General features: G+C 60.7%; 21 protein-coding genes and 1 tRNA gene. 10 read left to right on the forward strand and 12 right to left on the reverse strand.

Annotated elements, in window-relative coordinates; all coding sequences use genetic code 11:
• Positions 1-94: 94 nt before the first annotated feature.
• The 4 genes from QKB66_RS11585 to QKB66_RS11600 are packed head-to-tail and all read right to left on the reverse strand — an operon-like array spanning position 95 to position 3,495.
• Positions 95-895 (reverse strand): alpha/beta hydrolase family esterase, encoded by an 801-nt coding sequence (locus QKB66_RS11585; RefSeq protein ID WP_414253350.1) that lies wholly within the window; start codon positions 893-895, stop codon positions 95-97.
• An 11-nt stretch (positions 896-906) separates the two neighbouring features.
• A complete protein-coding gene (locus QKB66_RS11590; RefSeq protein ID WP_145914868.1) occupies positions 907-1,863 on the reverse strand; it encodes a metal ABC transporter permease in 957 nt (318 codons plus the stop codon).
• The gene (locus tag QKB66_RS11595) at positions 1,841-2,542 is read right to left on the reverse strand and encodes a metal ABC transporter ATP-binding protein (RefSeq protein ID WP_070498226.1); all 702 of its coding nucleotides are present in this window, start codon (positions 2,540-2,542) and stop codon (positions 1,841-1,843) included. The genes QKB66_RS11590 and QKB66_RS11595 overlap by 23 nt, the downstream gene beginning before the upstream one ends.
• Positions 2,542-3,495 (reverse strand): metal ABC transporter solute-binding protein, Zn/Mn family, encoded by a 954-nt coding sequence (locus QKB66_RS11600; protein WP_248093104.1) that lies wholly within the window; start codon positions 3,493-3,495, stop codon positions 2,542-2,544. Before QKB66_RS11600 ends, QKB66_RS11595 begins: the two co-directional genes overlap by 1 nt.
• A 118-nt stretch (positions 3,496-3,613) precedes the next feature.
• On the opposite strand from QKB66_RS11600, the gene QKB66_RS11605 reads away from it, so the two are divergent.
• The gene (locus QKB66_RS11605) at positions 3,614-4,723 is read left to right on the forward strand and encodes a LacI family DNA-binding transcriptional regulator (RefSeq protein WP_070498232.1); all 1,110 of its coding nucleotides are present in this window, start codon (positions 3,614-3,616) and stop codon (positions 4,721-4,723) included.
• A 133-nt stretch (positions 4,724-4,856) separates the two neighbouring features.
• On the opposite strand, the gene otsB is transcribed toward QKB66_RS11605, so the two are convergent.
• The 5 genes from otsB to thrE form a co-directional block, all read right to left on the reverse strand.
• Positions 4,857-5,603 carry a trehalose-phosphatase gene (otsB, locus tag QKB66_RS11610; protein ID WP_414253351.1) on the reverse strand — a complete coding sequence of 249 codons (747 nt, stop codon included), beginning with the start codon at positions 5,601-5,603 and terminating at the stop codon, positions 4,857-4,859.
• A 20-nt stretch (positions 5,604-5,623) separates the two neighbouring features.
• Positions 5,624-6,121 (reverse strand): hypothetical protein, encoded by a 498-nt coding sequence (locus QKB66_RS11615; protein ID WP_414253352.1) that lies wholly within the window; start codon positions 6,119-6,121, stop codon positions 5,624-5,626.
• Positions 6,118-7,548 (reverse strand): alpha,alpha-trehalose-phosphate synthase (UDP-forming), encoded by a 1,431-nt coding sequence (locus tag QKB66_RS11620; RefSeq protein ID WP_414253353.1) that lies wholly within the window; start codon positions 7,546-7,548, stop codon positions 6,118-6,120. The genes QKB66_RS11615 and QKB66_RS11620 overlap by 4 nt, the downstream gene beginning before the upstream one ends.
• Before the next feature lie 5 nt (positions 7,549-7,553).
• A complete protein-coding gene (locus QKB66_RS11625) occupies positions 7,554-7,901 on the reverse strand; it encodes a hypothetical protein (RefSeq protein ID WP_061924617.1) in 348 nt (115 codons plus the stop codon).
• 182 nt (positions 7,902-8,083) lie between these two features.
• Positions 8,084-9,817, reverse strand: coding sequence for a threonine/serine exporter ThrE (gene thrE, locus QKB66_RS11630; RefSeq protein ID WP_082787664.1), 1,734 nt, complete (start codon positions 9,815-9,817; stop codon positions 8,084-8,086).
• 137 nt (positions 9,818-9,954) lie between these two features.
• Here thrE and QKB66_RS11635 point away from each other — a divergent pair.
• Positions 9,955-10,027: transfer RNA gene (locus QKB66_RS11635), tRNA-Thr, on the forward strand.
• A gap of 13 nt (positions 10,028-10,040) precedes the next feature.
• Here QKB66_RS11635 and QKB66_RS11640 read toward each other — a convergent pair.
• Together QKB66_RS11640 and QKB66_RS11645 are read right to left on the reverse strand one after the other, a co-directional pair.
• Positions 10,041-10,589, reverse strand: coding sequence for a TetR/AcrR family transcriptional regulator (locus QKB66_RS11640; RefSeq protein WP_414253354.1), 549 nt, complete (start codon positions 10,587-10,589; stop codon positions 10,041-10,043).
• Complete coding sequence (locus tag QKB66_RS11645) at positions 10,576-12,072, reverse strand: MFS transporter (protein WP_414253355.1); 1,497 nt, start codon at positions 12,070-12,072, stop codon at positions 10,576-10,578. Before QKB66_RS11645 ends, QKB66_RS11640 begins: the two co-directional genes overlap by 14 nt.
• Before the next feature lie 173 nt (positions 12,073-12,245).
• Here QKB66_RS11645 and QKB66_RS11650 point away from each other — a divergent pair, with 173 nt between their 5' ends.
• The 3 genes from QKB66_RS11650 (at position 12,246) to QKB66_RS11660 (ending at position 16,379) form a co-directional block, all read left to right on the forward strand.
• Entirely contained in the window at positions 12,246-13,982 is a 1,737-nt protein-coding gene (locus QKB66_RS11650; RefSeq protein ID WP_414253356.1) for a pyruvate dehydrogenase, read from the forward strand.
• A 197-nt stretch (positions 13,983-14,179) separates the two neighbouring features.
• Entirely contained in the window at positions 14,180-14,884 is a 705-nt protein-coding gene (locus QKB66_RS11655; protein ID WP_061924579.1) for a response regulator transcription factor, read from the forward strand.
• Between the two features lie 34 nt (positions 14,885-14,918).
• Positions 14,919-16,379 carry a sensor histidine kinase gene (locus QKB66_RS11660; RefSeq protein WP_414253357.1) on the forward strand — a complete coding sequence of 487 codons (1,461 nt, stop codon included), beginning with the start codon at positions 14,919-14,921 and terminating at the stop codon, positions 16,377-16,379.
• 42 nt (positions 16,380-16,421) lie between these two features.
• On the opposite strand, the gene QKB66_RS11665 is transcribed toward QKB66_RS11660, so the two are convergent.
• Positions 16,422-16,844, reverse strand: a complete 423-nt coding sequence (locus tag QKB66_RS11665) for an HIT family protein (RefSeq protein WP_239240619.1) — start codon at positions 16,842-16,844, stop codon at positions 16,422-16,424.
• A gap of 34 nt (positions 16,845-16,878) precedes the next feature.
• On the opposite strand from QKB66_RS11665, the gene purD reads away from it, so the two are divergent.
• The 5 genes from purD to QKB66_RS11690 all read left to right on the forward strand — a co-directional run bounded on the left by purD (position 16,879) and on the right by QKB66_RS11690 (position 23,514).
• Positions 16,879-18,177: a phosphoribosylamine--glycine ligase gene (gene purD, locus QKB66_RS11670; protein ID WP_414253358.1), complete on the forward strand. Its 1,299-nt coding sequence runs from the start codon at positions 16,879-16,881 to the stop codon at positions 18,175-18,177.
• A gap of 71 nt (positions 18,178-18,248) precedes the next feature.
• The gene (gene purB / locus QKB66_RS11675; RefSeq protein ID WP_070518878.1) at positions 18,249-19,688 is read left to right on the forward strand and encodes an adenylosuccinate lyase; all 1,440 of its coding nucleotides are present in this window, start codon (positions 18,249-18,251) and stop codon (positions 19,686-19,688) included.
• A gap of 21 nt (positions 19,689-19,709) precedes the next feature.
• Complete coding sequence (locus tag QKB66_RS11680) at positions 19,710-20,579, forward strand: phosphoribosylaminoimidazolesuccinocarboxamide synthase (protein WP_248093129.1); 870 nt, start codon at positions 19,710-19,712, stop codon at positions 20,577-20,579.
• 76 nt (positions 20,580-20,655) lie between these two features.
• Positions 20,656-22,779: a S9 family peptidase gene (locus QKB66_RS11685; RefSeq protein ID WP_414253359.1), complete on the forward strand. Its 2,124-nt coding sequence runs from the start codon at positions 20,656-20,658 to the stop codon at positions 22,777-22,779.
• 48 nt (positions 22,780-22,827) lie between these two features.
• Complete coding sequence (locus QKB66_RS11690) at positions 22,828-23,514, forward strand: DUF2334 domain-containing protein (RefSeq protein WP_061924562.1); 687 nt, start codon at positions 22,828-22,830, stop codon at positions 23,512-23,514.
• Positions 23,515-23,578 lie beyond the last annotated feature (64 nt).

Consider the following 23,578-nt stretch of genomic DNA (forward strand, 5'->3'; position numbering starts at 1 on the left):
TGCTCGCATTTTCATGCGCTTGACGACGCCCCGCAATTCACCAGAGAGCTGCATTTCCAGGGCTGGGTAAGTAGCGGGGAGGCGAGCCGCGGGGCTATAAGCCGAAGAAGTCCTCCACCACCTGGGCCGCGATGAAGCTATCGGTATTCGGGCCCAAGCGCGCGTCGAGCTCGTTGCCCGAGGGGATGACGTGGCCCACGCCTTCCATGGTCCACAGTTCGACGGGGTTGTCACCTTCCCAGGAATCCAAAGACACATCAGAAAACGGGCGGGTTACCTTGGCCTTAGAGCAACCGTTCATCGTGGCGAAGTGCTGCGCAGTCCACAACGCGGAAGTAACCTCGCCGCGGGAGCTATTCGCGAGGCCAGCCTGGCCGCCTTCATAAGGTGCTAACGGGTCCGCCGTGCCATGCATCATGAGGATTGGGGTGGGCTTATAGCCCTCGGGATTAGACGGCGCATGGTTAGCGCCGCTGCCCATCGTCGAGGCGAAGATGCAAGCGCCGTTGAGGAAGCCGGGGGCGTCGAAAAGCAGGCGAATTACCATCTGCCCACCGTTGGAATAACCGCATGCGAAGGTGCGCTGCGTGCCGTATTCCTCCTGTACGGTGGCGGCGACGTGTTGGAGAAAGGCGACATCGTCAATGCCAAGCTCACGGGTCTTGACCGGAAGCACCGCGCGGGCGTCGTTGAAGTGCCTGTCCACGCCGTCGGGGTAGACAACCACCGTGCCCGTGCGGGCGGCGAGCTCGTCGAAAGTACCGTTTGTAAAGCGCCGCATCACGCTGCCATTTTGCAGCGAACCGTGGAGGAAAAGCAGCAGGTTCGGGCCGGGATTATCCGGCGCGACGACGGTGTACTTACGCTTGAATCCCTGAAATTCCACGATGGTCATGGAACAAAAGTTTAGTCGGGGTGAGCGCAGGTTTCGTCGTGTGTGCTGGTGTGGTGCTTTTCCGAATCGCTGCGGCCCTCGAAGTGAGCTTTGGTGACGCGTGCTGCTGCGATGTCGTCGCGCACGGCACGGCGGTTGCGCAGCCAGCCGATTAGACGGCAAAACAGGTAAATGACAAAAGAAATCGTGGTCACGAAGACCGAGACCGGCAAGCCTGGTGCTAACGAGAGGATGAGGCCACCCACGGCGGCGACCTCGGCGAAAAGCGTGGACCACAGCACCGCGCGCACCGGCGAGGAGGTGATCTGCACTGCCGCTGCGCCCGGTGTAATCAGCAGCGCCATGACCAACAGCGAACCGACAATCTGCACCGACTGCGCCGCGGTAAGGCCCACCAGAATGGCAAAGCCTACGGAGATAGCGCGCACCGGTACGCCGGCTGCCTGCGCCATGACCGGGTCGGCGGAAGCGAAAAGCAGCGGGCGCCAGAAGAGCAACACGACGCCCACGATGATGACGGTAGTCAGCGCCAGCAGCCACACCGAGGCCGCGGAAACACCCACGATCTGGCCGGTCAGCAGGGTCATCGCCGTATTGGAATTGCCCGGATAGAGATGCAAAAACAGCACCGATAGACCAAGGCCAAAGCTCATCACCACGCCAATCGCGCTGTCTTGCTGGCCTTTCAACCCCAACACCGCGAGGATGATGGCGGCTACGATGGCGCCCGCGATGGCACCAAAGCCTAAGTTAAATCCGAAGAGCAGGGCCGCCGAAGCGCCCATCAGGGCGAGCTCAGACGTCGCGTGCACCGAAAAGGACATTTGGCGCAGCACGATGAGTGAGGTCATCACACCAGAGAGGATGCCCAGCAGCGCGCAGGCCCACAGGGAAGACTGCACGAAATCGACGCCGAGCAGATACTGGGTGTCTTCGAAAAACTTATTAGACAACGATGAGTCTCCCATCGACCTCGATGACGTTGACCTTGGAACCGTACAGCTCAGACAAGACATCCGAGCGCATCACCTCATCCACAGCGCCAAACATGTGGCCATGCGGGGCGATGTAGAGCACCTTGTCCACCACGCCTAGCACCGGGTTGATGCCGTGTGTCACGAACAACACGGAGGTGCCGCGTTCTTTGCGCCAGCGGTCGAGCTTTTCCACGGTCGCTTGCTGGCGGGCAGGATCGAGCGAGAGTAATGGTTCGTCGGCAAGGATGAGCTGCGGGTCATCGGCCAGCGCCTGGGCCTGCCGGATGAGCTGTTGCTGACCGCCCGAAAGCTGCCCCACGCGGCGCTCGGCGATGCCGGTGGCACCCACCTCGGCGAGGAGTTCGTTGACGCGGGCGCGGGAGGGGCGTCGCTTAGCGATGGCCCCGTGTGCCAACGACAGTGAGACCAAATCCCGAGCGCGCATGGGAAGATCCTGCGGAAACATGCGCTGCTGCGGAATGAAGCCAACCCGCGAATTGACGTCCACGCGCCCCCCGGTGAGCTGGCGCGTGCCCAGGATGGTGCCCAGCAAGGTGGACTTGCCCACGCCGTTTGGCCCCAAGACGGCGATGAATTCGCTCTTGTCGACGCCCAGGTTGAGCCCCGACCACAGCGGCTCCACGGCCGCTTCATGAAATTGAACCAGCACTAAGCTGCCTCGAGGTGATCCACGGCCTGCTCGTAGTAGTCGAGGAAGTTCGTGCCCTCTGGTGGGGTCTCGCCGATTTCCACGATAGGGATGTGGCGCTCCTCGGCTGCCTTGTGGATGCGCGAGGAGATATCGGTCTCGGTCTGTGGGTTATAAATCAGCAGATCGACCTTGTCTTCCTTGATGGCCTCTAGGAAGCGTGCGAGGTCGGCGGCAGTCGGCTCGCCCTCAGACACGGTGGCTTTGCGGAAGCCCTCCGGCGTCACGTCCAAGGCAGGGGTGTACTTCATGATGTAGTCCGCAATCGGCTCGGTCTGCGCATAGTTGAGCTTCGGCAGCTTCTCGACACGCGCCTTAATGTCCTCGACGCGCTCCAACAGCGGGTCTGCAGATGCCTTGGCCTCTGGGTTGGCCTCATTGACTAGGTCGGCGACCTCGGTGGCCACTTTCTCGATGGCGGCAGCGTCGTACCAGACGTGCTCGTTGCCCTCGATGTTGGTGACCTTGGAGGGCTCCTTCTTGGCGATGTCCTTGGCCTCTGCCGCGGTGACGACGTCCGGCTCTTCGTCGAGCTTGCCGTGGTCGGTCAGAGGGAGGGCGTGGATGATCTCGTCCTGGTTCTTTACTGCCTGGTACAGCCAGGAATCGTATCCGCCTCCGCCGACGATGAGGACGTCGGCTTCGTTGGCCTTAGCGATGTCTGCCGCGGTGGGCTCGAAGTGGTGCGGGTCGACGCCGTTGCCCTTGACGATTGGCTCGACCTCAATCTTGACGTCTTGCCTCTGTGCGGAGTCGATGACTTCCTGGGCCACATCTGCCCAGATGGAGGTGGAGGCGACGACCTTGATGGTGTCCTCGTCGGCGCTATCGGTACTGGAGCAACCGGCCAGGGTGAGGCTGGCTGCACACAGGAGAGCGGCGGGCGCAGCCAGGGATTTAAGGGAAAAACTCATGCCCTCTAGTTTGCGTTTGTTGAAAATTGTTGTCAAATGGAAATGTATTGAAAATCCGCTCGCTAAAGACCTTGCCTGAAACGCGAAACGCAGAGGTGAACAGGGTAGGGTAGCCAGCATGGTAAAACGCAGCCAGAATCGGAAAACGCTAGCCTCGCTGGCTGCTGAATTGGGTGTTTCGCGTACCACCGTTTCCAATGCATATAATCGCCCAGACCAGCTGGCCCCAGCCACGCGCGAGCGCATTCTCTCCGCGGCCGCAGCCCACGGCTACACGGGCCCCGACCCCACCGCGCGCAGCCTGCGCACTCGCCGCGCGGGCTCCACGGGGGTCCTCCTGACCGAGCACTTGTCCTACGCCTTCGAGGACGCCGCCTCCGTTGATTTTCTAGCCGGCATGGCAGAGGCATCCACGGGTGCCGCGACCACCCTAACTCTGATTCCCGCAGGGCCCGACGCCCCTTCCGACGACGCTGCCGCCCTCCTCACCCGCGCCGCCGTGGATGGCTTCGTTATCTACTCGGTCTCGTCCGAATCCGTGGAAGCGGCGCGAACGCGTGGTCTTCCGCTGGTGGTCTGCGATCAGCCCAAGGACTCTGGCCTTCCCTTCGTGGGCATCGATGACCGCGAGGCAATCAAGCCCGCCGCCCGCGCGTTGCTCGCGGCCGGCCACCGCCGCATTGGCATCCTGTGCATTCGCCTCCACCACGAGCGCATCGATGGTTTCGTAAGCCCGGAGCAGGTCGAACGCGCAGACATGCACGTCCAGCGCGACCGCGTGCTGGGCGCTCTCGATGTATTTGCACAGGCAGGCATTGGCGAGATTCCCATTGTCACCCGCCACATCAACGATGCAAGCACCGCGCGTTCCGCGGCCACCGAGCTTTTCAGCACCCACCCGGAGCTGACCGCCGTGCTGTGCACCACCGACTCGATGGCGCTCGGCGTGCTCGGCGTCTTGCGCGATGCTGGCCTCGCGGCACCGAAAGACCTCTCCGTGACGGGGTTTGACGGCATCACCACCGCCTTGCTGGCGGGGCTTACTACCGTGGTCCAGCCGAATAAAGCCAAAGGCGCGGCGGCAGGCCACATGTTGGCCGAGCATATCGACGCCGCGCTTTCCGAGACCGCCCCAGCGCACGACCACAAGCTGCTGCCCACCCGCTTCAACGAGGGGACCACGGTGGGCTCGCCGCGCGAGCAGCATTTATTGGATTGGCGGCTCTAGTCGGCACACTTTGCCAAATATTGCGCCAAAACTTGCCGAAATCAGCGCCTTATTTGGCAAAATGTACCGCGCTTGCCCCGTTTACCGCGCTTGCCCCGTTTACCGCGCTTGCCCCGTTTACCGCGCATCACGCTTAAGCGCCGAGGTGAACCGCGCGGGCCGCAGCGAGCTCCTCCAAGAAATCAGATACAGCCGCAATATCCGGAACGCGGTGTGCGGCTAGCGTCTCGCCCTCGCCAACCTTCACGCCAAGGTCTGGCGGCTGATTCAAAACCGCGAATCCGTCTTCATCAGTGACGTCATCTCCCAGGAAGACGGTGGCGGTGGCGCCGACGCGCTCGCGCAGCTCGGAAATCCATGAGCCCTTCGTGGCCTGGGTAGCGGAGAACTCGATGACAGACTTCCCGGCAGTCATGGGGAAGCCGGCTGGGTCGAGCTTGCTTCCAGCCTCGTAGGCCTCGGCGGCTAGCTCTGGGTCTGTAAGCTCCAAGCGACGCAGGTGGAACACGCGCTGGAAAGGCTTAATCTCAATTTCCGCGCCAGGAAAGCGCTCCATCAGCTCACGGATTTCAGCTTCCTTGCGGTCCAAGTGCGCCTGGGCTTCCGGCGCAAGGGAAGAGTCCTGCCACGAGGACTCCGCGCCGTGGGAGCCGCCCAACAGAACCGGCTCGCGCAGCGGGAAGACGCGCTTTAGCCCTTCCAAGTGGCGCCCAGAAAGCGCCGCCACCGTGGTATCCGGCAGCTGCGCCAGACGCTCCAGGGCAGCCAACGACCGCGGCTCGGCGTGAACCGCATAGATGTCATTGGCAAAACCGGCGAGGGTGCCATCAAAGTCAGAAACTACGGCCAGATGCTTGGTTGCTGCGAGCTTTTCAATCATGCCCTCATCCTAAAACAGCCCTAAAGCGAGACCATGCGAATAGCGGGGGAGTCCACCTCGGCGGTATCCAGAGTCAGCACCAGCTGATTATTCGGGTTTAGCCGAACCTCAAAATCATGGTCTTCCGCCAGCAGATTGCGCAATAAGTTATCCGCCCACAGTGCGGAGCCGGTGCAATCGTCGGGACGGGTATCCATTCGCACCTTATCGATGTGCATGGTGTCCGCGTCGCGGATATTGGCGGTATCCTCGGCCTCGCTGTAGGAGACCTTGGCTTGGAACGGTGCACAGCCAGTGGAGCCCACAATGGAGGATTCGCCGAAACTCATCTGTGGCACCGCCTTCGCGGTCTGCGGAATCGCAGAAGGCTCATCCGGCTTGGTGTAGATAGCCACTACCTGCCAGTCCTTGCCCACGATTCTCTCGTCACCGCGTGGCTGCGGCCCTTCATCCTCGGAGCCGCAGGCGCCAAGTGTCATTGATGCGGCGAGAAGTGCCGCTGTAATTACTCGCTTCACTTGTTCTTCGCTGCTTTCTCTAGGGCGCCCAAAAAGGCGCGCGACCATACATCCACGTCGTGTTGGACCACCTGTGCGTGCAGGTCGAGCATGTGCTGGCGCATGGTTTCGGGTGAATCATCAAGCGCCTTCAATGCACTGAGTAGGGCGCGCTTGATGGACTCTATGTCGAAAGGATTGCATAGGTTGGCCTGCTTGAGCTCCGCGGCGGCGCCGGCAAACTCGGAGAGCACCAATGCACCGCGGCCGTCGTCGTGGCAGGCCACATACTCCTTGGCCACCAGGTTCATGCCGTCTTTGAAAGGGGTGACCAGCATGACGTCGGCAAGCCGGTAGTACTTGCGCAGCATGTCCTTGTCCACTGCGCGGTGCACGTAGTGGACCACTGGCCGCCCAATCTGGCCGAAGCGCCCATTGATGCGTCCCACGGCTTCCTCGACCTGTGAGCGGGTCACACGGTAATGGTCGATGCGCTCGCGCGAAGGCGTGGCAATCTGCACCAGCGTAACCTCGCTCGGATCCAGCGCCTGTGACTCCTGCAGCTCCTCGAAAGCTTTGAGGCGCTGCAGGATTCCCTTGGTGTAGTCCAACCTGTCGACGCCCAAAATGACGCGGTGGTGGCCGCCGAATTCCGCACGCAGCTTGGCGACGTCGCGGTCCTCCGCCTTACTGAACCGCGTCATGTCGGAGGATTTGATGGAGATCGGGAACGCGCCCACGCCAACGGTGCGGCCATCGACCTTGATGCCGGCAGTGATGTCGCGGGTGCTGACCTCGCCCGTGACCTCTAAGCCGAGGCGAGTGGCCAGCTCTAAGAAGTTACGGGCGTTGGATTCGAGGTGGAATCCGATGACATCGGCGCCCATCAACCCGCGGACGACCTCTTCGCGCCATGGCAGTTGCAGGAAGAGATCCGCAGAGGGGAATGGAATGTGTAGGAAGAAGCCGATGGTGAGATCGGGGCGTAGTTGGCGCAGAATGCCTGGCAGCAGCTGCAGCTGATAGTCCTGTACCCACACCGTGGCGTTGGGCGCTGCGACCTTGGCTACTTCCTCGGCAAAGCGCAGGTTGACCTCGCGATAGGAGTACCACCACTCGCGCTTGTACTGCGGGGTGACGATGAGGTCGTGGTAGAGCGGCCACAGGGTGGCGTTGGAAAAGCCTTCGTAGAAGCCCTCGTAATCCACGTCGGTCAGCTTGACCGGGTGCAGCAGCACACCGTTTTCGGTGTGGAAGGGTTCCGGGGCGTCGTTTGTGATGCCTGGCCAGCCCACCCAGCAGCCTTGCTCGGCCTCCAGCACTGGCGACAAAGCAGTAACCAAGCCGCCAGGCGAGGCCTTCCAGGTGCGGGTGCCGTCCGGTTGGATCTCCAGATCCACGGGGAGGCGGTTGGCCACCACCACGAAGGAATTGTCGTGGCCAGACATTGTTCTTAGGCCTTCTTCGTGGTCTTCTTAGAAGCCTTCTTGGCGGTCTTCTTTGTGGACTTCTTGGTCGACTTCTTCGTTGCCTTCTTGGTGGTCTTCTTCGAAGATTTCTTGGTTGTCTTCTTCGAGGACTTCTTAGAAGCCTTCTTTGGCGCAGCATCTTCCTGCTCTGCAAGAACCTTCTTGTGTACCAAGCCATCTGGCTCGACGCCGAGCATGGACATCAAGGTCACGCCATCGAGGAAGTCCTCAGCATAAGTAGCGACGATGCGGCGCGCAGCGCGGGCGGTCTCCTCCTCGACTGCATTGTTCTGGTCTGCAGCGGGCTGAGTGTCAGTGACCTTTGGTGGCACGAAGTCCTCCTGAACGAGTTGTGAAAGCTTTCAGACCGCATATTCTACGCCATGCGGCCGTGCGGTGCGGATTCGGGGCTATGTGCGCAGAGATCTATTTTGTAGGCCTGGGTTATGGCACCGGGCACGGCGAGGATTTTGCCCTAACTGCCAAATCGGTGCCGTGCGGGGAACTTTTTTGCTCACGATTTGGCATCTGGGGCGGTTTCGGCCGCATCTTCGGCGCCGTCTGCAGCGGGTTGTGCGCTCTCACCGTTTTGCGGTTGGGCCTCCCACTGCGTGGTAACCGGCCACATTTCGGTGATGGACTCCCATTCTTCCTTCCAGTCTTCGCCGATGGCTTGGTCTTGGAGCATGCGTACCTGCTTGGCAGGCATCGGCGGCTTGGGCCCCAGCTTCGGAGGCAGGACGGGGCGGTTGACTTTGGGCGCGAAGGGGGAAAGCGGCACGCGCGGAATGCGTGGTTTGTGGGCAGCCAGGCGGCTGGCCTGGCGGAAGGAGAAGTGGCCCACGCGCTTGATGGTGGCATAAGGGCGGAAGTACTGCGGGCGACGCAGGCGGCGGGCCACGCGTTCGCCCAGCACAACTCCGGCAGCCAGCGCACCAGCGATGGCTAGCGCTCGTGACAGGTTGGTAAAGCCGGAGATCATCTGCTCATTCAGCGAGGCGTACATGCCGCGGTAGAGGGTAAGGCCAGGCAGCATCGGCGTATAGCCCACGATCATTGTGATGAGCGGCGGCATCATGTAGCGGCGCGAGAGCAGGCCGCCGGCCAGGCCCACCGCCGTGGCGGAGATGCCGCAGGCTACGACGTCGCTCACACCGAAAGGAATGACTACGAAGTAGTAGAAGAGCATACCGGCGCCCGCGGTAAGGCCAGAGACGGTGACCTCAATCCAGGAAGCGCCGCAGGCCAGGGCGAAGGCGCCCGAACCGATGCTGCCGCAGAGGATGAGCAGCGGGACCTGGTGATAGACCGGCGGCGCGAGCGTGGCCAGAGGCGGCAGGGTAAAGCCCATCCAGTCAGAGAACTGAATGCCCACGCCGACGCCGGCGATGATCGCGCCGGTGGCCAGCATGGCTTCGAAGAAGCGAGCGGCCGATGTTACCGGTGCGCGGGTGATGCCGTCGACCAAACATTGCACCAGGGTAAGGCCGGCGACGAGCACAATAATGCCTGAACCAATGATCTGGGAAGGCGAGAAGGTAATGCCGATTCCGGCGGCCACGTTGTAGAGGATCGCCGCCGGTACGACGGCGAGGAATCCGCCCATGATGTTTTGGTAGAAGGGCGGCACGCGGAACCTTGCCGCCCAGGCGTTGACGCCCATAACCAGCAAAGAGACGAAAAACGCCATGACGCCCACCAAGGCGTCGCCGCCGAGCATCACGGAGAGAATGCCACCCATAACGCCCCAGCCCAAAAGGACAGTAGAAGTCCGATAAGGTGGCTTCATGTTGTTGATCTCGTCCAAGACGTGCTCGGCCATGGCCGGTGGTGTGGCGCCCGAGCGGATCGAGTAGATCAGGCGGTCTACCGCGGAAAGCTTGGAAAAGTCCACCGAAATTGAAGGGGCCACGCGGAATACGTGTAGGTTACGGCGGTTAGAACCCGTGCCCATCGCGGTGTGAATGGTGATGGTATTCATCATGATGTCCACATGGCAGTAGTGGAGACCATAGGAAGAAGCCACCAGGTGAATCTGTGCCTTGGCATCAGAGTTGGCAGTACCGGCGCTGATTAGGATTTCGCCCACGCGTGCAGCGATTTCCATGACACCAGTGACCTGCGCGGCGTCGGTTAGATCGACTGGCGCTAGCGGCGATGGTGGTGGTGCGGCCTTTGCCGCATCGATGGTGGCAACGTAGCCGGAAGAAGCACTAAAACGCTCCCTCAGTGCGGAAATAAATGACACGCAACAAACCCTTAAAAACCGATTGAGACTCTTGCTTGCACTCTATCCGCTGGGGTTGCGCGACGCACGGGCCACCCCAGTGTTTTCGTCCGCTCGCCTGCTCGGGTACGATTCTTCGCAGCGGCTCAATCCGCGGTGCTGGAGTGGCGCAATTGGTAGCGCAACGCACTTGTAATGCGTAGGTTGCGAGTTCAAGTCTCGTCTCCAGCTCAAATTTCTACTTTTAGAGCTCTACGTGGAGTTCCCCTGAATCAATGCATTGCAGGAGGGACTCCACGATTTTCTTTCTTGCAGCCTCCGGCAGTTTCCGCTCGGTGAGATGATCGTGGACCCAGAGGCCGTTTCCAAGTAGCACGATGACGACACCAGTCGGCTCCTTGGAGGCCGGATCGGGCAGCCAGCGCTTATCGACGTCGCGCCATTGTTCCATGAAGTCCGGGTGTTGCTGAGAGTGGATGCTCATCAGCAATTCGATCAGAGGGTCGTTCTTGCCTAGGGATTGCACGAGTGCGCGCAGGCGCTCCTTTTTGTCTAGCTCCGCGGCCTGCTTGCCGCCGGCTAGCTCTTCGAGTTCCGCTTCCCAGCGCGCGGCGCAGAAGCGGTGGCACTCGATGAGTAGATCGTGGCGGGAAGGAAAGTGATAGATGAGCCCGGACTTTGACATTCCCGTGGCGGTGGCCAGGGCGTCGTAAGTCACGGCATGCACGCCCTCGTTCTCGATGATGGTGAGGGCGGCTTTTAGCACTTCGGTCTTTTTACTAATGCGCGGCATCGTAGCCTCCCGACTTTGGGTTGTTTTTAAACAAATAGCCGGTAACTGCGGCGAAGAGCAGCATCATCGCGAGCAAGCCGCCGAGGGTCGTGAGGTAAGCGTTGTCGTAGGCGGCTGCGGCGAGGTCGTGGGTCGCGGCGTCATAAAGCGCTTGCATGCCCTCGATATTCGCGGGCAGATTGCGGGAGTAAAGCAAAGGCACAATGGAGCCGGTGATAGCGATGGATAGCAGCGTGCCGAGCTCGTAGGAGACCTCCTCGACGCCGGCGGCCATGCCGGAACGATGGGGCGGTGCCGCGCCGATGATGGCGGTTGAGGCCACGGACATCGTGAGCCCTGCGCCGATGCCCATGCAGAGCAGTCCCGCAACGAAGCACCAGAAGATGCCGTGGTGGCCCGCCCACATCGCGATGGCGATGCCCGCAGCCATGAAAACAAACCCGCCGGCGATGATGGGCAGAAAGCCCCAGCGGTGCAGGTTGGCGCCGCCTAGGGTGGACATCGGAAGTGCCGCAATCGCCACCGCAGAAATGGTGAATCCCGCATGCAGGGGGCTTAAACCATTGACCATCTGTAGCTTTTGCGTGGTGAGCATCTCCAACCCGGACATGCCAAACATCGCGCCGCCCGCAGCAATGACGCCGCCTGTGAAGACGGGGGAGCGGAAGACATCGAATGTGAGCATCGGCTCAGAAAGCTGCTTTTGGCGGCGAGCAAACGCGAAGCTGCCGATGCCGCAGACCACCAGCGCGCCGCCGGCCAGCCCATAATGGGAACCCGCCACCGACTTAATGGCCAACACCAGGGAAGAAAGCGTAATAAGCGCATAGAGCGAGGACGCGAAATCCCAGTGCTTGTCCGGGTTCGGTTGGTTGGGCGGTGCCAAAAGGAAGGTCAGCAAGAGCGCGACGAGCACGATGGGCACGTTGATTAAAAAGACCGAGCCCCACCAGAAGTGCTCGAGGAGGAATCCGCCGACGGTAGGGCCGGCCGCAGCGCCCACGACCGCAATGGAGGCCCAGATGCCGATCGCGGTGTTGCGTTCGATTTCATCGTCGAAGGTCAGGCGAATCAGCGCCAAAGTAGCGGGCATCATCACGGCAGCGCCGAGACCCAAGAATGCGCGCGCAGCCACCAAGAACCACGCGCCGGGGGCGAGCGCGGCGGCGAGGGATGCGCTGCCGAAAAGCACAAGGCCGATGACGAACATGCGGCGATGTCCAATGCGATCTCCTAGGGTGCCCGTGCCCAACAATAAGCCGGCCAGCACCAGCGCATAGGCGTTGATGATCCATAGCTGCTGGGTGGATGTGGTGTGGAGCTGATCCGTCAGCGCCGGGAGGGCGGTGTAGAGGATCGAATTATCGAGGCCGACCATGAGAAGGCCGAGCGAGATCACGGCAAAGAAAGTCCAGCGCTGTACGGCGGTGGACTCGGTGTTCGTGGCGGCGCTATTGGAATGGCCTAAATCGGTGGTGGACATGGTATGAAAATGTACCGAACGTTCATTACAGTTTCAAACGCTTGAACGCGGTCTGTGTTTCGTATCACCAGACAGGGGGTTTGGTGAGTCTTGAGTAAAAAGCTGGCACAAAGGGGAATTAATAAGGACACTGGATGGAGAAACTATTTACTATTCCTGAAAGAAGTAGTGATATGGCGAAGAATTACGCAGAACAGATCGTAGAAACTCTCGAGGCCCAAGGCGTCGAGCGCATTTATGGTCTGGTTGGTGACTCCCTGAACCCAATCGTGGATGCGGTGCGCCGTTCCTCCATCGATTGGGTGCACGTCCGCAATGAGGAAGCTGCCGCGTTCGCAGCTGAGGCAGATTCCCTGACCACAGGCAAGCTCGCCGTGTGCGCGGCATCCTGCGGCCCGGGCAACACCCACTTGGTGCAGGGGCTTTACGACGCCCACCGCAATGGCGCCAAGGTTCTGGCCATCGCATCCCACATCCCATCTCGCCAGATTGGCTCCAAGTTCTTCCAGGAGACCCACCCGGAAATGCTCTTCACCGAGTGCTCCGCTTACTGCGAGATGGTCAACTCCGCTGACCAGGGCGGCGTTATTTTGCACCACGCTATCCAGTCCACCATGGCTGGCAAGGGCGTTTCCGTACTCGTTATTCCGGGCGATGTTTCCACGCAGGAGGCTGAAGATGACACCTTCACCACCTCCACCATCTCTGCTGGCCGTCCAGTTGTCTTCCCGGATCCGGCTGAAGCAGCCGCGCTGACCCAGGCTATTAATGAGGCCAAGACCGTCGCGCTGTTCGTCGGTGCTGGTGTCAAGGATGCCCGCGAGCAGGTGCTGGCGCTGGCGGAAAAGATTAAGGCGCCAATCGGCCACGCGCTGGGCGGCAAGATGTACATCCAGTACGACAACCCGTTCGACGTCGGCATGTCCGGCCTTCTGGGCTACGGCGCGGCACACGACGCCACCCACGAGGCCGACCTGCTTATCCTTCTGGGCACCGACTTCCCGTACAACGACTTCTTGCCCAAGGGCAACGTCGCACAGGTCGACATTGACGGCTCCCACATCGGACGCCGCACCAAGATTAAGTACCCGGTTACCGGTGACGTGGCTGCCACCATCGAGAACATCCTTCCGCACATCGATGAGAAGAAGGATCGCCGCTTCCTCGACAAGATGCTCAAGGAGCACTACAACAAGCTCAACCACGTGGTGGAGGCATACACCAAGAAGGCTGAGAAGATGAAGCCTATCCACCCAGAGTTCGTGGCCAACATCATCGATGAAGAAGCGGCTGACAACGCCGTCTTCACCGTCGACACCGGCATGTGCAACGTCTGGGGTGCTCGCTACATCACTCCGAATGGCAAGCGTGAGCAGATCGGTTCCTTCCGCCACGGCACCATGGCTAACGCACTGCCGATGGCCATCGGCGCACAGGCCGCTAACGAAGGTCGCCAGGTCATCTCCTTCTCTGGTGATGGAGGACTGTCCATGCTGATGGGTGAGTTGCTGACCGTGAAGCTGCACAACCTGCCGGTGAAGACCTTCGTCTTCAACAACTCCTCGCTGGGCATGGTCAAGCTGGAGATGCTGGTCCAGGGCCTGCCAGAGCACGAGACCGACCATGACCACGTGGATTATGCCGCGATCGCAGAGGCTGCCGGCATCAAGCACATCCGCATCGAGGACCCAAAGAAGGCCCGCAAGCAGATTCGCGAGGCCATGGACTTCGATGGCCCGGTTCTGGTTGACATGATCACCGACCCGAACGCTCTTTCCATCCCGCCGACACTGACCTTCGAGCAGCTGCTGGGCTTCTCCAAGGCCGCCACCCGCACCGTCTTTGGCGGCGGCGTCGGCCAGATGCTGCAGCTCGCGCAGTCCAACCTGCGCAACATTCCGCGCCCGTAGGCGGCTTGCCGCTAGTCCGCTTGGAATCCTCCTTCAGCTTGGTGTTCACCTTACGTATTTCGGCCTGGTTGTCGGCGCCGTTGGCTAGGATGGGAGTTCACAGGTGATGTCCAGACTCCCTTCAGTGCCCTTGGAAGGCTGGGTGTCATTATTGCGAAATAGCAACAAGCACTCGCTGAAGGAAGTAACAAGAGCTAATGGACGACAATAAAGAAGTAAAAGTCCTCGTCGTTGATGATGAGCCCAACATCGTGGAGTTACTCACCGTTTCCCTGAAGTTCCAGGGTTTCGAAGTATTCAGCGCAAACTCCGGCACTGAGGCGCTGCGGGTGGCCCGCGAGGTTAATCCTGATGCCTACATCATGGACGTCATGATGCCGGGCATGGACGGCTTCGAGCTGCTTGGCAAGCTGCGTCAGGAAGGCCTCGACGGCCCGGTGCTTTACTTGACCGCAAAGGACAGCGTCGATCAGCGCATCCATGGCCTGACCATCGGTGCCGATGATTACGTGACTAAGCCGTTCAGCCTGGAAGAGGTTATCACCCGCCTGCGCGTTATCCTGCGCCGCGGCGCGAACGTCGATGACGCAAACAGTGACGCCACCATTTCCTATGCTGACCTCACCTTGAATGATGACACCCACGAGGTCACCAAGGGAGGCGAAATCATCGAGCTGTCCCCAACCGAGTTCAACCTTCTGCGCTACCTCATGCAGAACAAGGAAGTGGTGCTGTCCAAGTCCAAGATCTTGGACAACGTCTGGCACTACGACTTCGGCGGCGATGGCAACGTAGTCGAGTCCTATATCTCCTACCTGCGCCGCAAGATCGACACCGGCGATACGCAGCTTATTCATACTGTTCGCGGCGTCGGCTATGTTCTGCGCATGCCGCGTAACTAGTAGTTCGCCACAGTCCTTTTTCGAGTACTAATACATGAGCACTACCCACTCGGCGGCGGAATCCACGCTGCCTGAAACCCCGTCCGTTGCGGTTCCCTCCGGGGAGCGCGCTAAGCGACGCCGCGTGCAGCGCCCCAAAGCGATGCCGCTGCGCACGTGGCTTTTGGTGCTCATGGTCTTGGTCTCTGGCCTCGGCCTGGCAGGTGCCTCTTTGGCGGTGTCCTCGATCATGTCCGACGTCATGTACGGCAACGTCGATGATCAGCTAAAGGATGCCACCGACGGCTGGGCGCGCAATATGAGCAACGACTACTATTTGGGGGACTACTCTAGGCGCCCGCCTACGGAATACGTGGCGCTTAGTTACCTGCCGAATGGCACCGTTTTATACACCGGCCCCAAGACCAGCATGCCGGACGCGAAGAACCTCTACATAGGTGACGAACCTGCCACCGTCGGTTCCGTGGGAAACGACGAAACTAAGTGGCGCGCCGTAGCTATCAAGGTCGATGGCACCGTGACCGTAGTGGCCAAGGATCTCACCCACGAGCGGCTCATTCTTCGCGGTCTTGCGATCGTGCAAATAATCATCACCGCCGTGGTCATGGGCATTATCGCCGTGGTGGGCATGTGGTTTATCCGCCGCGCGCTGCGCCCGCTGCGCGTCGTTGAAAAGACCGCCTCCGAGATTGCCGCGGGTGATTTAGACAAGCGTGTGCCGGAGTGGCCGAAGCACACCGAGGTTGGTCAGCTCTCGGTTGCGCTCAACGTGATGTTGGGTCAGCTGCAGCGCTCAGTTGTTCAAGCTCAAGATAAAGAGGAGCAGATGCGCCGTTTCGTGGGCGATGCTTCCCACGAGCTACGCACTCCGCTGACCAGTTTGCGTGGCTACACCGAGCTTTATCGCTCCGGCGCCACCAAGGATGTGGATCTCGTCTTTTCCAAGATCGATGACGAGTCCAAGCGAATGTCGCTATTGGTGGAGGACCTGCTTTCTCTGACCCGCGCCGAGGGCTCGCGCCTGGACATGCGCACTGTGGACATGCTGGAGCTGGTGCTTTCCGTCGGTTCCTCCGCGCGTGCCGCGTTTGCCGGCCGCCAGATCGACGTGGTTAACGAGACCCACGATATTCCGGTGGTCAAAGGCGACCCTGATCGCCTGCACCAGGTGCTGCTCAACCTCGTCTCCAACGGCATTCGCCACGGTGGCGAGGAGGCCAAGGTCAAACTCACCATCCGCGAAGAGGGCGAGAGCACAGACAAGGCAGTGCTTATCGACGTCGCCGATGACGGGAAGGGCATGTCCCCCGAGGACACCAGCCACATCTTTGAGCGCTTCTATCGCGCGGATTCTTCCCGCACCCGCGATACCGGCGGCTCGGGCTTGGGCCTGGCCATCGTGAAATCTTTGGTGGAGCAGCACGGCGGCAGCATTGCCGTGAGCTCCCAGCTGGGGGAGGGCTCCACCTTTACGGTGCGCCTCCCAGCTTCTTAAGTGATTGGCCGCAAGAAGGGCATCTAACGAGGACGCTGCTAGTTAGCGGCGTCCTTCTTCGTCGGTGCCCAAGTGCTGGCGAATACGCGTCGCTGCCTCATCCATGGCGGCAGGATCGGTGGCGTCGGCAGCAAATGCCTTGGCGAAGTCATACTCTTCCATCTTCTCGGTGGGGAAGAGGTGGATGTGGGTATGCGGCACGTCGAAGCCAGCGATGATGTAGCCGGTGCGTGGAGAGTTAAATGCCGTCTTGATAGCGGCACCAATCTCTAGCGCCACCTCGTTGAGGTGTGCCCAGGTCTGTGGGTCGAGGTCGGTCCACTTATCTACTTCCTCAATCGGAACCACCAGAGTGTGGCCGTAGTTGAGGGGCTCGATGGATAAAAAGGCCACGCAGGTCTCGTCGCGGTAGACAAAGCGTGCAGGCAGTTCACCATTAATAATCTTGGTAAATACAGAAGACATGGTGACTAGGCTACCTCCAGTTAAGATGGACGGCATGCGCATTCTCGTAATTGGCTCGGGCGGCCGCGAACACGCCCTGCTCAAAGGTCTCAAGGCAGATCCACTGACCACTGAACTCCACGTTGCCCCAGGCTCACCGAACTTCGCTTCCCTGGCCACGGTGCATCCTGAGTACTCCAAGGTTGATGACCCAGCACAGATGCTGGAGCTGGCGCAGAAAATTGACGCCGAGCTCGTCGTCGTTGGCCCCGAGGTGCCGCTGGTTGCCGGCGTCACAGATGAGCTGCGCGCCAACGGCATCGCCGTCTTCGGCCCCTCCAAGGAGGCCGCGCAGATTGAGGGCTCCAAGGCCTTTGCCAAGGACGTCATGAATGCTGCTGGCGTTCGCACCGCTCGCGCGGAGCAGCTGGTGCCGGGGGCTTCCGACGCCGATATTGAGGCCGCCCTCGACCGTTTCGGCCCGCACTTCGTGGTGAAAGATGATGGCCTCGCCGGCGGCAAGGGCGTCGTTGTCACCGACGATCGCGCTGCCGCGAAGGAACATGTAAACGAGGTTCACGCGGCAGGAAACCCGGTCCTGCTCGAGTCCTTCCTCGATGGCCCAGAAGTTTCCCTGTTCTGCTTGGTCGACGGCGAGACCGTCGTTCCGCTGCTCCCAGCGCAGGACCACAAGCGCGCCTACGACAATGACGAAGGCCCCAACACCGGCGGCATGGGCGCCTATACGCCGCTGCCGTGGCTGCCTGCCGACGGCGTGCAGCGCATTGTCGACGAAGCCTGCAAGCCAGTTGCCGCCGAAATGGTGCGCCGCGGTACCCCGTACTCCGGCCTGCTTTATGCCGGCCTCGCGTGGGGCACGGAAGGCATCGCCGTTGTTGAGTTCAACTGCCGCTTCGGCGACCCAGAAACCCAGGCAGTTCTTTCCATGCTCGAGTCCCCGCTGGCTGAGGCGCTTAACGCCACCGCCACCGGCAAGCTTGCTGAGCTGGACGAGCTGAAGTGGAAGGACGGCTACGCCGTCACCGTCGTCCTGGCCGCGGAGGGCTACCCAGCCTCCCCGCGTAAGGGCGACGTTATCACCGGCCCAGGCCTGGATGATCCGAACAAGGTCCTCCACGCCGGCACCTCGCAAGCCGAAGGCTCGCGCGGTGTTGAAGAGGAAGTCGATGTCATCTCCAACGGCGGCCGCGTGCTCAACGTCCTGGGCCAGGGAGCCACGCTCGCCGAGGCCCGTGCCGCCGCCTACGAGGTGCTAGAAGGCCTTAAGCTGGACGGCAGCTTCTACCGCCGCGACATCGGAAAGCGTGCCGAAGACGGCGAGATTTCCATCTAGCTTTTCTCTCGCACCCCCGTATAGCCCAGCTTTTTACCAAAAGGTACAGGCTGGGCTTTGTACATGGAATAATGTTTCCCGTGGCTGAAAAGAAGAACATTTCCAACGTCCTATCCTCCCGCTATGCCTCCGCAGAGCTTTCCAATATTTGGAGCCCGGAGTACAAGATCATCCTGGAGCGCCAGCTGTGGATCGCCGTCATGCGCGCGCAAAAGGATTTGGGAGTCGATATTCCCGCAGAGGCCATTGCGGCCTACGAGTCCGTGGTTGAGCAGGTGGACCTCGAGTCCATCGCTGCCCGTGAGCGCGTAACGCGCCACGACGTCAAGGCCCGCATCGAGGAGTTCAACGCGCTCGCTGGCTTTGAGCACATCCACAAGGGCATGACCAGCCGAGATCTCACCGAGAACGTCGAGCAGCTGCAGATTCATACCTCGCTGCGTCTCATCCGTGACAAGGCCATCGCGGTCGTCGCGCGCATCGGCAAGCATGCGGCTGCTTACCAATCCCAGGTCATGGCCGGCCGTTCCCACAACGTTGCTGCTCAGGCCACCACCCTGGGCAAACGCTTTGCTTCCGCAGCCGATGAGATGCTGTTGGGCATCGAGCGCGTCGAATCGCTCCTGGCTGCCTATCCGCTGCGCGGCATCAAGGGCCCGATGGGCACCTCCCAGGACATGCTCGACCTGATGGGCGGCTCCGAGGACAAGCTGGCCTCCCTGGAGACTGCGATTGCTGATCACCTGGGCTTCCACCGCATCTTCAACTCCGTTGGTCAGGTTTACCCACGCTCCCTCGATTTCGACGCCGTTTCCGCGCTGGTTGAGCTGGGCGCCGGCCCGTCTTCCTTGGCCACCACCATCCGCTTGATGGCTGGCAATGAGACCGTCACCGAGGGCTTCAAGGAAGGCCAGGTTGGTTCTTCCGCGATGCCACACAAGATGAACGCCCGCTCCTGCGAGCGCGTGTGCGGCTTCCAAGTCATCCTGCGCGGTTACCTCACCATGGTTGCAGATCTCTCCGGCCAGCAGTGGAACGAGGGCGACGTATTCTGCTCCGTGGTTCGCCGCGTTGCGCTTCCTGACGCCTTCTTTGCCCTCGACGGCCAGTTCGAAACCTTCCTGACCGTGCTGGACGAGTTCGGTGCCTTCCCTGCGATGATCGACCGCGAGCTCGAGCGCTACCTGCCGTTCCTGGCCACCACCCGCATCCTGATGGCGGCCGTGCGCGCCGGCGTCGGCCGCGAGACCGCGCACGAGGTCATCAAGGAAAACGCCGTCGCAGTGGCGCTGAACATGCGCGAAAACGGCGGCGATCAGGACTTGGTCGAGCGCCTTGCCGCCGACGAGCGCCTGCCGATGTCCGCCGAGGACCTGGAGGCTGCCCTGGCCGATAAGCACGCCTTCATCGGCGCCGCGGAGTCCCAGGTCAACCAGGTTCTTACCCGCATCAACAACCTGGTCAGCGAGCACCCGAAGGCCGCCGCTTATACCCCAGGCGAGATTCTCTAAAAGCGAATTAGGATAGGACTCATGCGCCCAGAACTTTCTTCTTATAAGCACCTTGCTTCCGGCAAGGTCCGTGACATCTACGACGTCGACGAGAACACCCTGCTGATGGTCGTCTCTGACCGCATCTCGGCCTACGACCACTCCCTGGACCCGGCTATCCCGGACAAGGGCCGTATTCTGACCGCGACCTCGAAGTTCTTCTTCGACGTCATCGATTTCCCGAATCACCTCGCCGGCCCGCTCGATGACGAGCGCATCCCAGAGGAAGTGCTGGGCCGCGCCATGGTGGTCAAGAAACTCGACATGCTGCCTTTCGAGTGCGTCGCGCGCGGCTACCTCACTGGTTCCGGCCTAAAGGAATATAAGGAAAGCGGTACCGTTTGCGGCATCGAGCTGCCGGAGGGCCTTACCGAGGCCTCCCGCCTGCCAGAGCCGATCTTTACCCCGGCCACCAAGGCGGAGCAGGGCGAGCATGATGAGAACGTGTCCTTTGACGCGGTCGTCGCCAAGCTGGGTAAAGAGCGTGCGGAAGAGCTGCGCGCTGCCACCCTGCGCATCTATTCCGAGGCCGCCCGCATCGCGGAGGAGAAGGGAATCATCCTGGCCGATACCAAGTTCGAGTTTGGCCTCGATGAAAATGGCACCCTGATTCTGGCCGATGAGGTCCTAACCCCGGATTCCTCCCGCTACTGGCCGGCCGATACGTATGAGGAGGGCAAGGTTCAGCCTTCCTTCGACAAGCAGTACGTGCGCAACTGGCTGACCTCCCCGGAATCCGGCTGGGACCAGGCTTCTGATACCAAGCCGCCGCGCCTGCCTGACGACGTCGTCGAGGCTACCCGTGCGCGCTACGTCGAGGCTTACGAGCGTCTTTCGGGAAACTCCTTCTAGGGCCTAGAGCCTTTGTTACGGTCGGGTTTCGAGAAATCTCACTACAAATAAGCCCCCCTAATCTAGCGAGGAGAACATGACTGAATTGACCCCGCCGATTGCCGCAAAACACCCCATCACCCGCGAGTTTCATGGCCGCAGCTTCGTGGATGATTACGAGTGGATGCGGGATAAAGAATCCGCAGAAACGCTCGATTATCTGCGCGCGGAGAATGCTTATACTGAGCAGGAGACTGCGCACCTTAAAGAGCTGACTGAGAACATCTTCCAGGAAGTAAAGTCGCGCGTGAAGGAAACGGACATGTCCGTGCCTTCGCGCAGGGGCCAGTACTGGTATTACGGCCGCTCTGTCGAGGGCAAGAACTATGGCATTAGCTGCCGCGTTCCGGTGGCCGAAGGTGCTGACCCGTGGACCGCTCCCGTTATTCCAGAAGAAGGCGCGCCTGAGGGCGAGGAAATCCTCCTAGATGCCAATGAGCTAGCAAAAGGCACCGAATTCTTCGCGATGGGCGCCTCCACCGTCTCTGACTCCGGCAACCTGCTGGCTTATTCCGTGGATACCGCTGGCGACGAGCGTTTTTCTCTGGTCATCAAGGACTTGCGTACCGGCGAGCTGCTCTCCGACCGCCTCGAAGGCATCTTCTACGGTGCGACCTGGGTGGGCGATGACTACATCTTTTACACCACGGTCGATGATGCCTGGCGCCCAGATACCGTCTGGCGCCACAAAGTGGGAACCGCGCAGTCCGAAGACGTGCAGGTCATGCATGAAGCTGACGAGCATTTCAACATCGGCGTCGGCAGTATTCGCAGCGAGAAGTACCTGTTCATCGTTATCGGCTCGAAGCTGACCTCAGAGACCTGGGTGCTGGATCGTACGGACCCGGAAGGCGAATTCCAGGTTCTGTGGCAGCGCGAAGCAGGTGTTGACTACGACGTCGACTATGCCGAGATTGACGGCCAGGCCTATTGGTTTGTCACCCACAACGCCTCAGGCCCGAACTTCACCCTGGCCACTACGCCGCTGGCCGTAGGGGAGGATCTCGCACCGCTCCGCGAGCTCGATGTGCTGATTCCGCATCGCGAGGATGTGCGCCTGGAAGGCGTGGATACCTATCGCGACCAGGTCGTCGTAGGCTACCGCCGCGCCGGCATCGGGCGTGCCGCAATCATGGATGTACGCCATGGTTGGTCCGAATTTAAGGAATTAAACTTCAACGAAGAGCTCTACACCGTGAGCGTTGGCGGCAACCCGGAATGGGATGCGCCGGTACTGCGCGTGAGCTACACCTCCTTCATCCAGCCTTCGCAGCTTTTCGATTACCGCGTTGAGACTGGCGAGTACACCTTGCTCAAGGAACAAGAAGTCCTGGGTGGTTACAACAAGGATGACTACGTTGCTTACCGCATGTGGACGCAGGCTTCCGACGGCACGCAGATTCCGGTCTCCATCGTGCACCGCGCTGATCTTGACCGCACCAAAGCTAACCCGACGCTTCTCTACGGATACGGCTCTTATGAGGCCAGCATGGACCCGTACTTCTCCGTATTCCGTCTGTCCCTGATGGACCGCGGGATGATTTTTGCGATGGCGCACGTCCGCGGCGGCGGCGAGATGGGCCGCACCTGGTACGACAGCGGCAAGCTTCTGCAGAAGAAGAACACCTTCACCGACTTCATCGCGGTGGCCGATGACCTCATTGCGCGCGGCGTTACCACCGCAGATCAGATGGTGGCGGAAGGCGGCTCAGCCGGTGGCCTGCTGATGGGCGCGGTGGCAAACATGGCCCCGGACCGCTTCACGGCCATCCAGGCCTCTGTGCCCTTCGTGGACCCGCTGACTTCCATCCTGAAGCCGGAGCTACCGCTGACGGTCATCGAGTGGGAAGAGTGGGGCGACCCGTACCACGACCCAGAGGTCTATGACTACATGAAGTCCTATGCGCCTTACGAGAACGTCAATGCGCAGAACTACCCGGACATTTTGGCGATTACCTCGCTCAACGACACTCGCGTGCTCTACGTGGAACCGGCGAAGTGGATTGCCAAGCTGCGTGATACCGCAAAGGGCGGGCAGTTCCTGCTCAAGACGGAGATGGTCGCTGGCCACGGTGGTGTTTCTGGACGCTATGACAAGTGGCGCCAGAATGCCTTCGAGTACGCGTGGACCATTAACAAGGCCACGGGGTTGAAAGCCTAGAAGCCCCTCGCCGCGCGGACTCGCGGTGGCTGTGCGATAATTGCACTTATGCATGGCCACCTTCTAGTTTCGATTTCCAGCATCTTTTCTGACACGCGGAAGCAAACTAGTAACCTCCTCAAAGAACTAGACCGGGAAGAAATCCCGGTCTCTTTGCTGGTTGCCCCACACATTGATGGCAATTGGCACCTGGCCAAAGACGACAAGACCTTAGGCTTTCTCAAAGAGCAGGAATCCGCGGGTAGGTTGCTCATTCTGAATGGCTTCGACCAAGCGGTGCAAGGCCGTCGCGCGGAATTTGCCAACCTCGACTCACACGAGGCCAATCTCCGTCTGAAGGGCGCCACGCGGCAGATGGCCAAGCTGGGCTTCGAGTCGAGCATCTTCGCACCTCCACGCTGGCGTATGTCGCCTGGCACCTTGGAGGTCCTACCGAACTTTGCTTTTGACGTCGCGGTCTCCACGCGCGGCATTCACGAGCTGCGTTCCGGCAAGTTCCACCAGACCCGCAACCTGTCTTTCGGCGAGGGCTTCGGTGCGGCGAAGTGGTGGCGCCGCAACATTATTCGCGCAGCTGAGCGCTCCGCGCTGCGTGGCAACACCGTGCGTCTTTCCATCTCTGGCCGCAACCTTAATGACAGGAAAGTGGTCTCTGACTTCATCAAGGCGGTTGACCGCGCCGCGAGCGCCGGCGCGCAGCCCGCGGACTACGGCGTCTTTTTGACGAAGCGTTAAAAGCCTCCCGCGGAAGCGCACGCCGAGCATGGACCGAACGCACGTCGAACGCACAAAGGCGTGC

Source organism: Corynebacterium sp. c25Ua_89, assembly GCF_047459735.1.
Lineage (GTDB): Bacteria > Actinomycetota > Actinomycetes > Mycobacteriales > Mycobacteriaceae > Corynebacterium > Corynebacterium simulans.

Excerpts from the sequence above, each read along its gene's own strand:
- QKB66_RS11605 (WP_070498232.1), top strand. The coding sequence starts at position 3,614 with ATGGTAAAACGCAGCCAGAATCGGAAAACGCTAGCCTCGCTGGCTGCT.
- QKB66_RS11650 (WP_414253356.1), top strand. The coding sequence starts at position 12,246 with ATGGCGAAGAATTACGCAGAACAGATCGTAGAAACTCTCGAGGCCCAA.
- QKB66_RS11600 (WP_248093104.1), bottom strand. The coding sequence starts at position 3,495 with ATGAGTTTTTCCCTTAAATCCCTGGCTGCGCCCGCCGCTCTCCTGTGT.
- QKB66_RS11655 (WP_061924579.1), top strand. The coding sequence starts at position 14,180 with ATGGACGACAATAAAGAAGTAAAAGTCCTCGTCGTTGATGATGAGCCC.
- QKB66_RS11590 (WP_145914868.1), bottom strand. The coding sequence starts at position 1,863 with ATGGGAGACTCATCGTTGTCTAATAAGTTTTTCGAAGACACCCAGTAT.
- QKB66_RS11645 (WP_414253355.1), bottom strand. The coding sequence starts at position 12,072 with ATGTCCACCACCGATTTAGGCCATTCCAATAGCGCCGCCACGAACACC.
- QKB66_RS11680 (WP_248093129.1), top strand. The coding sequence starts at position 19,710 with ATGCGCCCAGAACTTTCTTCTTATAAGCACCTTGCTTCCGGCAAGGTC.
- QKB66_RS11690 (WP_061924562.1), top strand. The coding sequence starts at position 22,828 with ATGCATGGCCACCTTCTAGTTTCGATTTCCAGCATCTTTTCTGACACG.
- QKB66_RS11640 (WP_414253354.1), bottom strand. The coding sequence starts at position 10,589 with ATGCCGCGCATTAGTAAAAAGACCGAAGTGCTAAAAGCCGCCCTCACC.
- QKB66_RS11585 (WP_414253350.1), bottom strand. The coding sequence starts at position 895 with ATGACCATCGTGGAATTTCAGGGATTCAAGCGTAAGTACACCGTCGTC.
- otsB (WP_414253351.1), bottom strand. The coding sequence starts at position 5,603 with ATGATTGAAAAGCTCGCAGCAACCAAGCATCTGGCCGTAGTTTCTGAC.
- QKB66_RS11665 (WP_239240619.1), bottom strand. The coding sequence starts at position 16,844 with ATGTCTTCTGTATTTACCAAGATTATTAATGGTGAACTGCCTGCACGC.
- QKB66_RS11660 (WP_414253357.1), top strand. The coding sequence starts at position 14,919 with ATGAGCACTACCCACTCGGCGGCGGAATCCACGCTGCCTGAAACCCCG.
- purD (WP_414253358.1), top strand. The coding sequence starts at position 16,879 with ATGCGCATTCTCGTAATTGGCTCGGGCGGCCGCGAACACGCCCTGCTC.
- purB (WP_070518878.1), top strand. The coding sequence starts at position 18,249 with ATGTTTCCCGTGGCTGAAAAGAAGAACATTTCCAACGTCCTATCCTCC.
- QKB66_RS11620 (WP_414253353.1), bottom strand. The coding sequence starts at position 7,548 with ATGTCTGGCCACGACAATTCCTTCGTGGTGGTGGCCAACCGCCTCCCC.
- QKB66_RS11685 (WP_414253359.1), top strand. The coding sequence starts at position 20,656 with ATGACTGAATTGACCCCGCCGATTGCCGCAAAACACCCCATCACCCGC.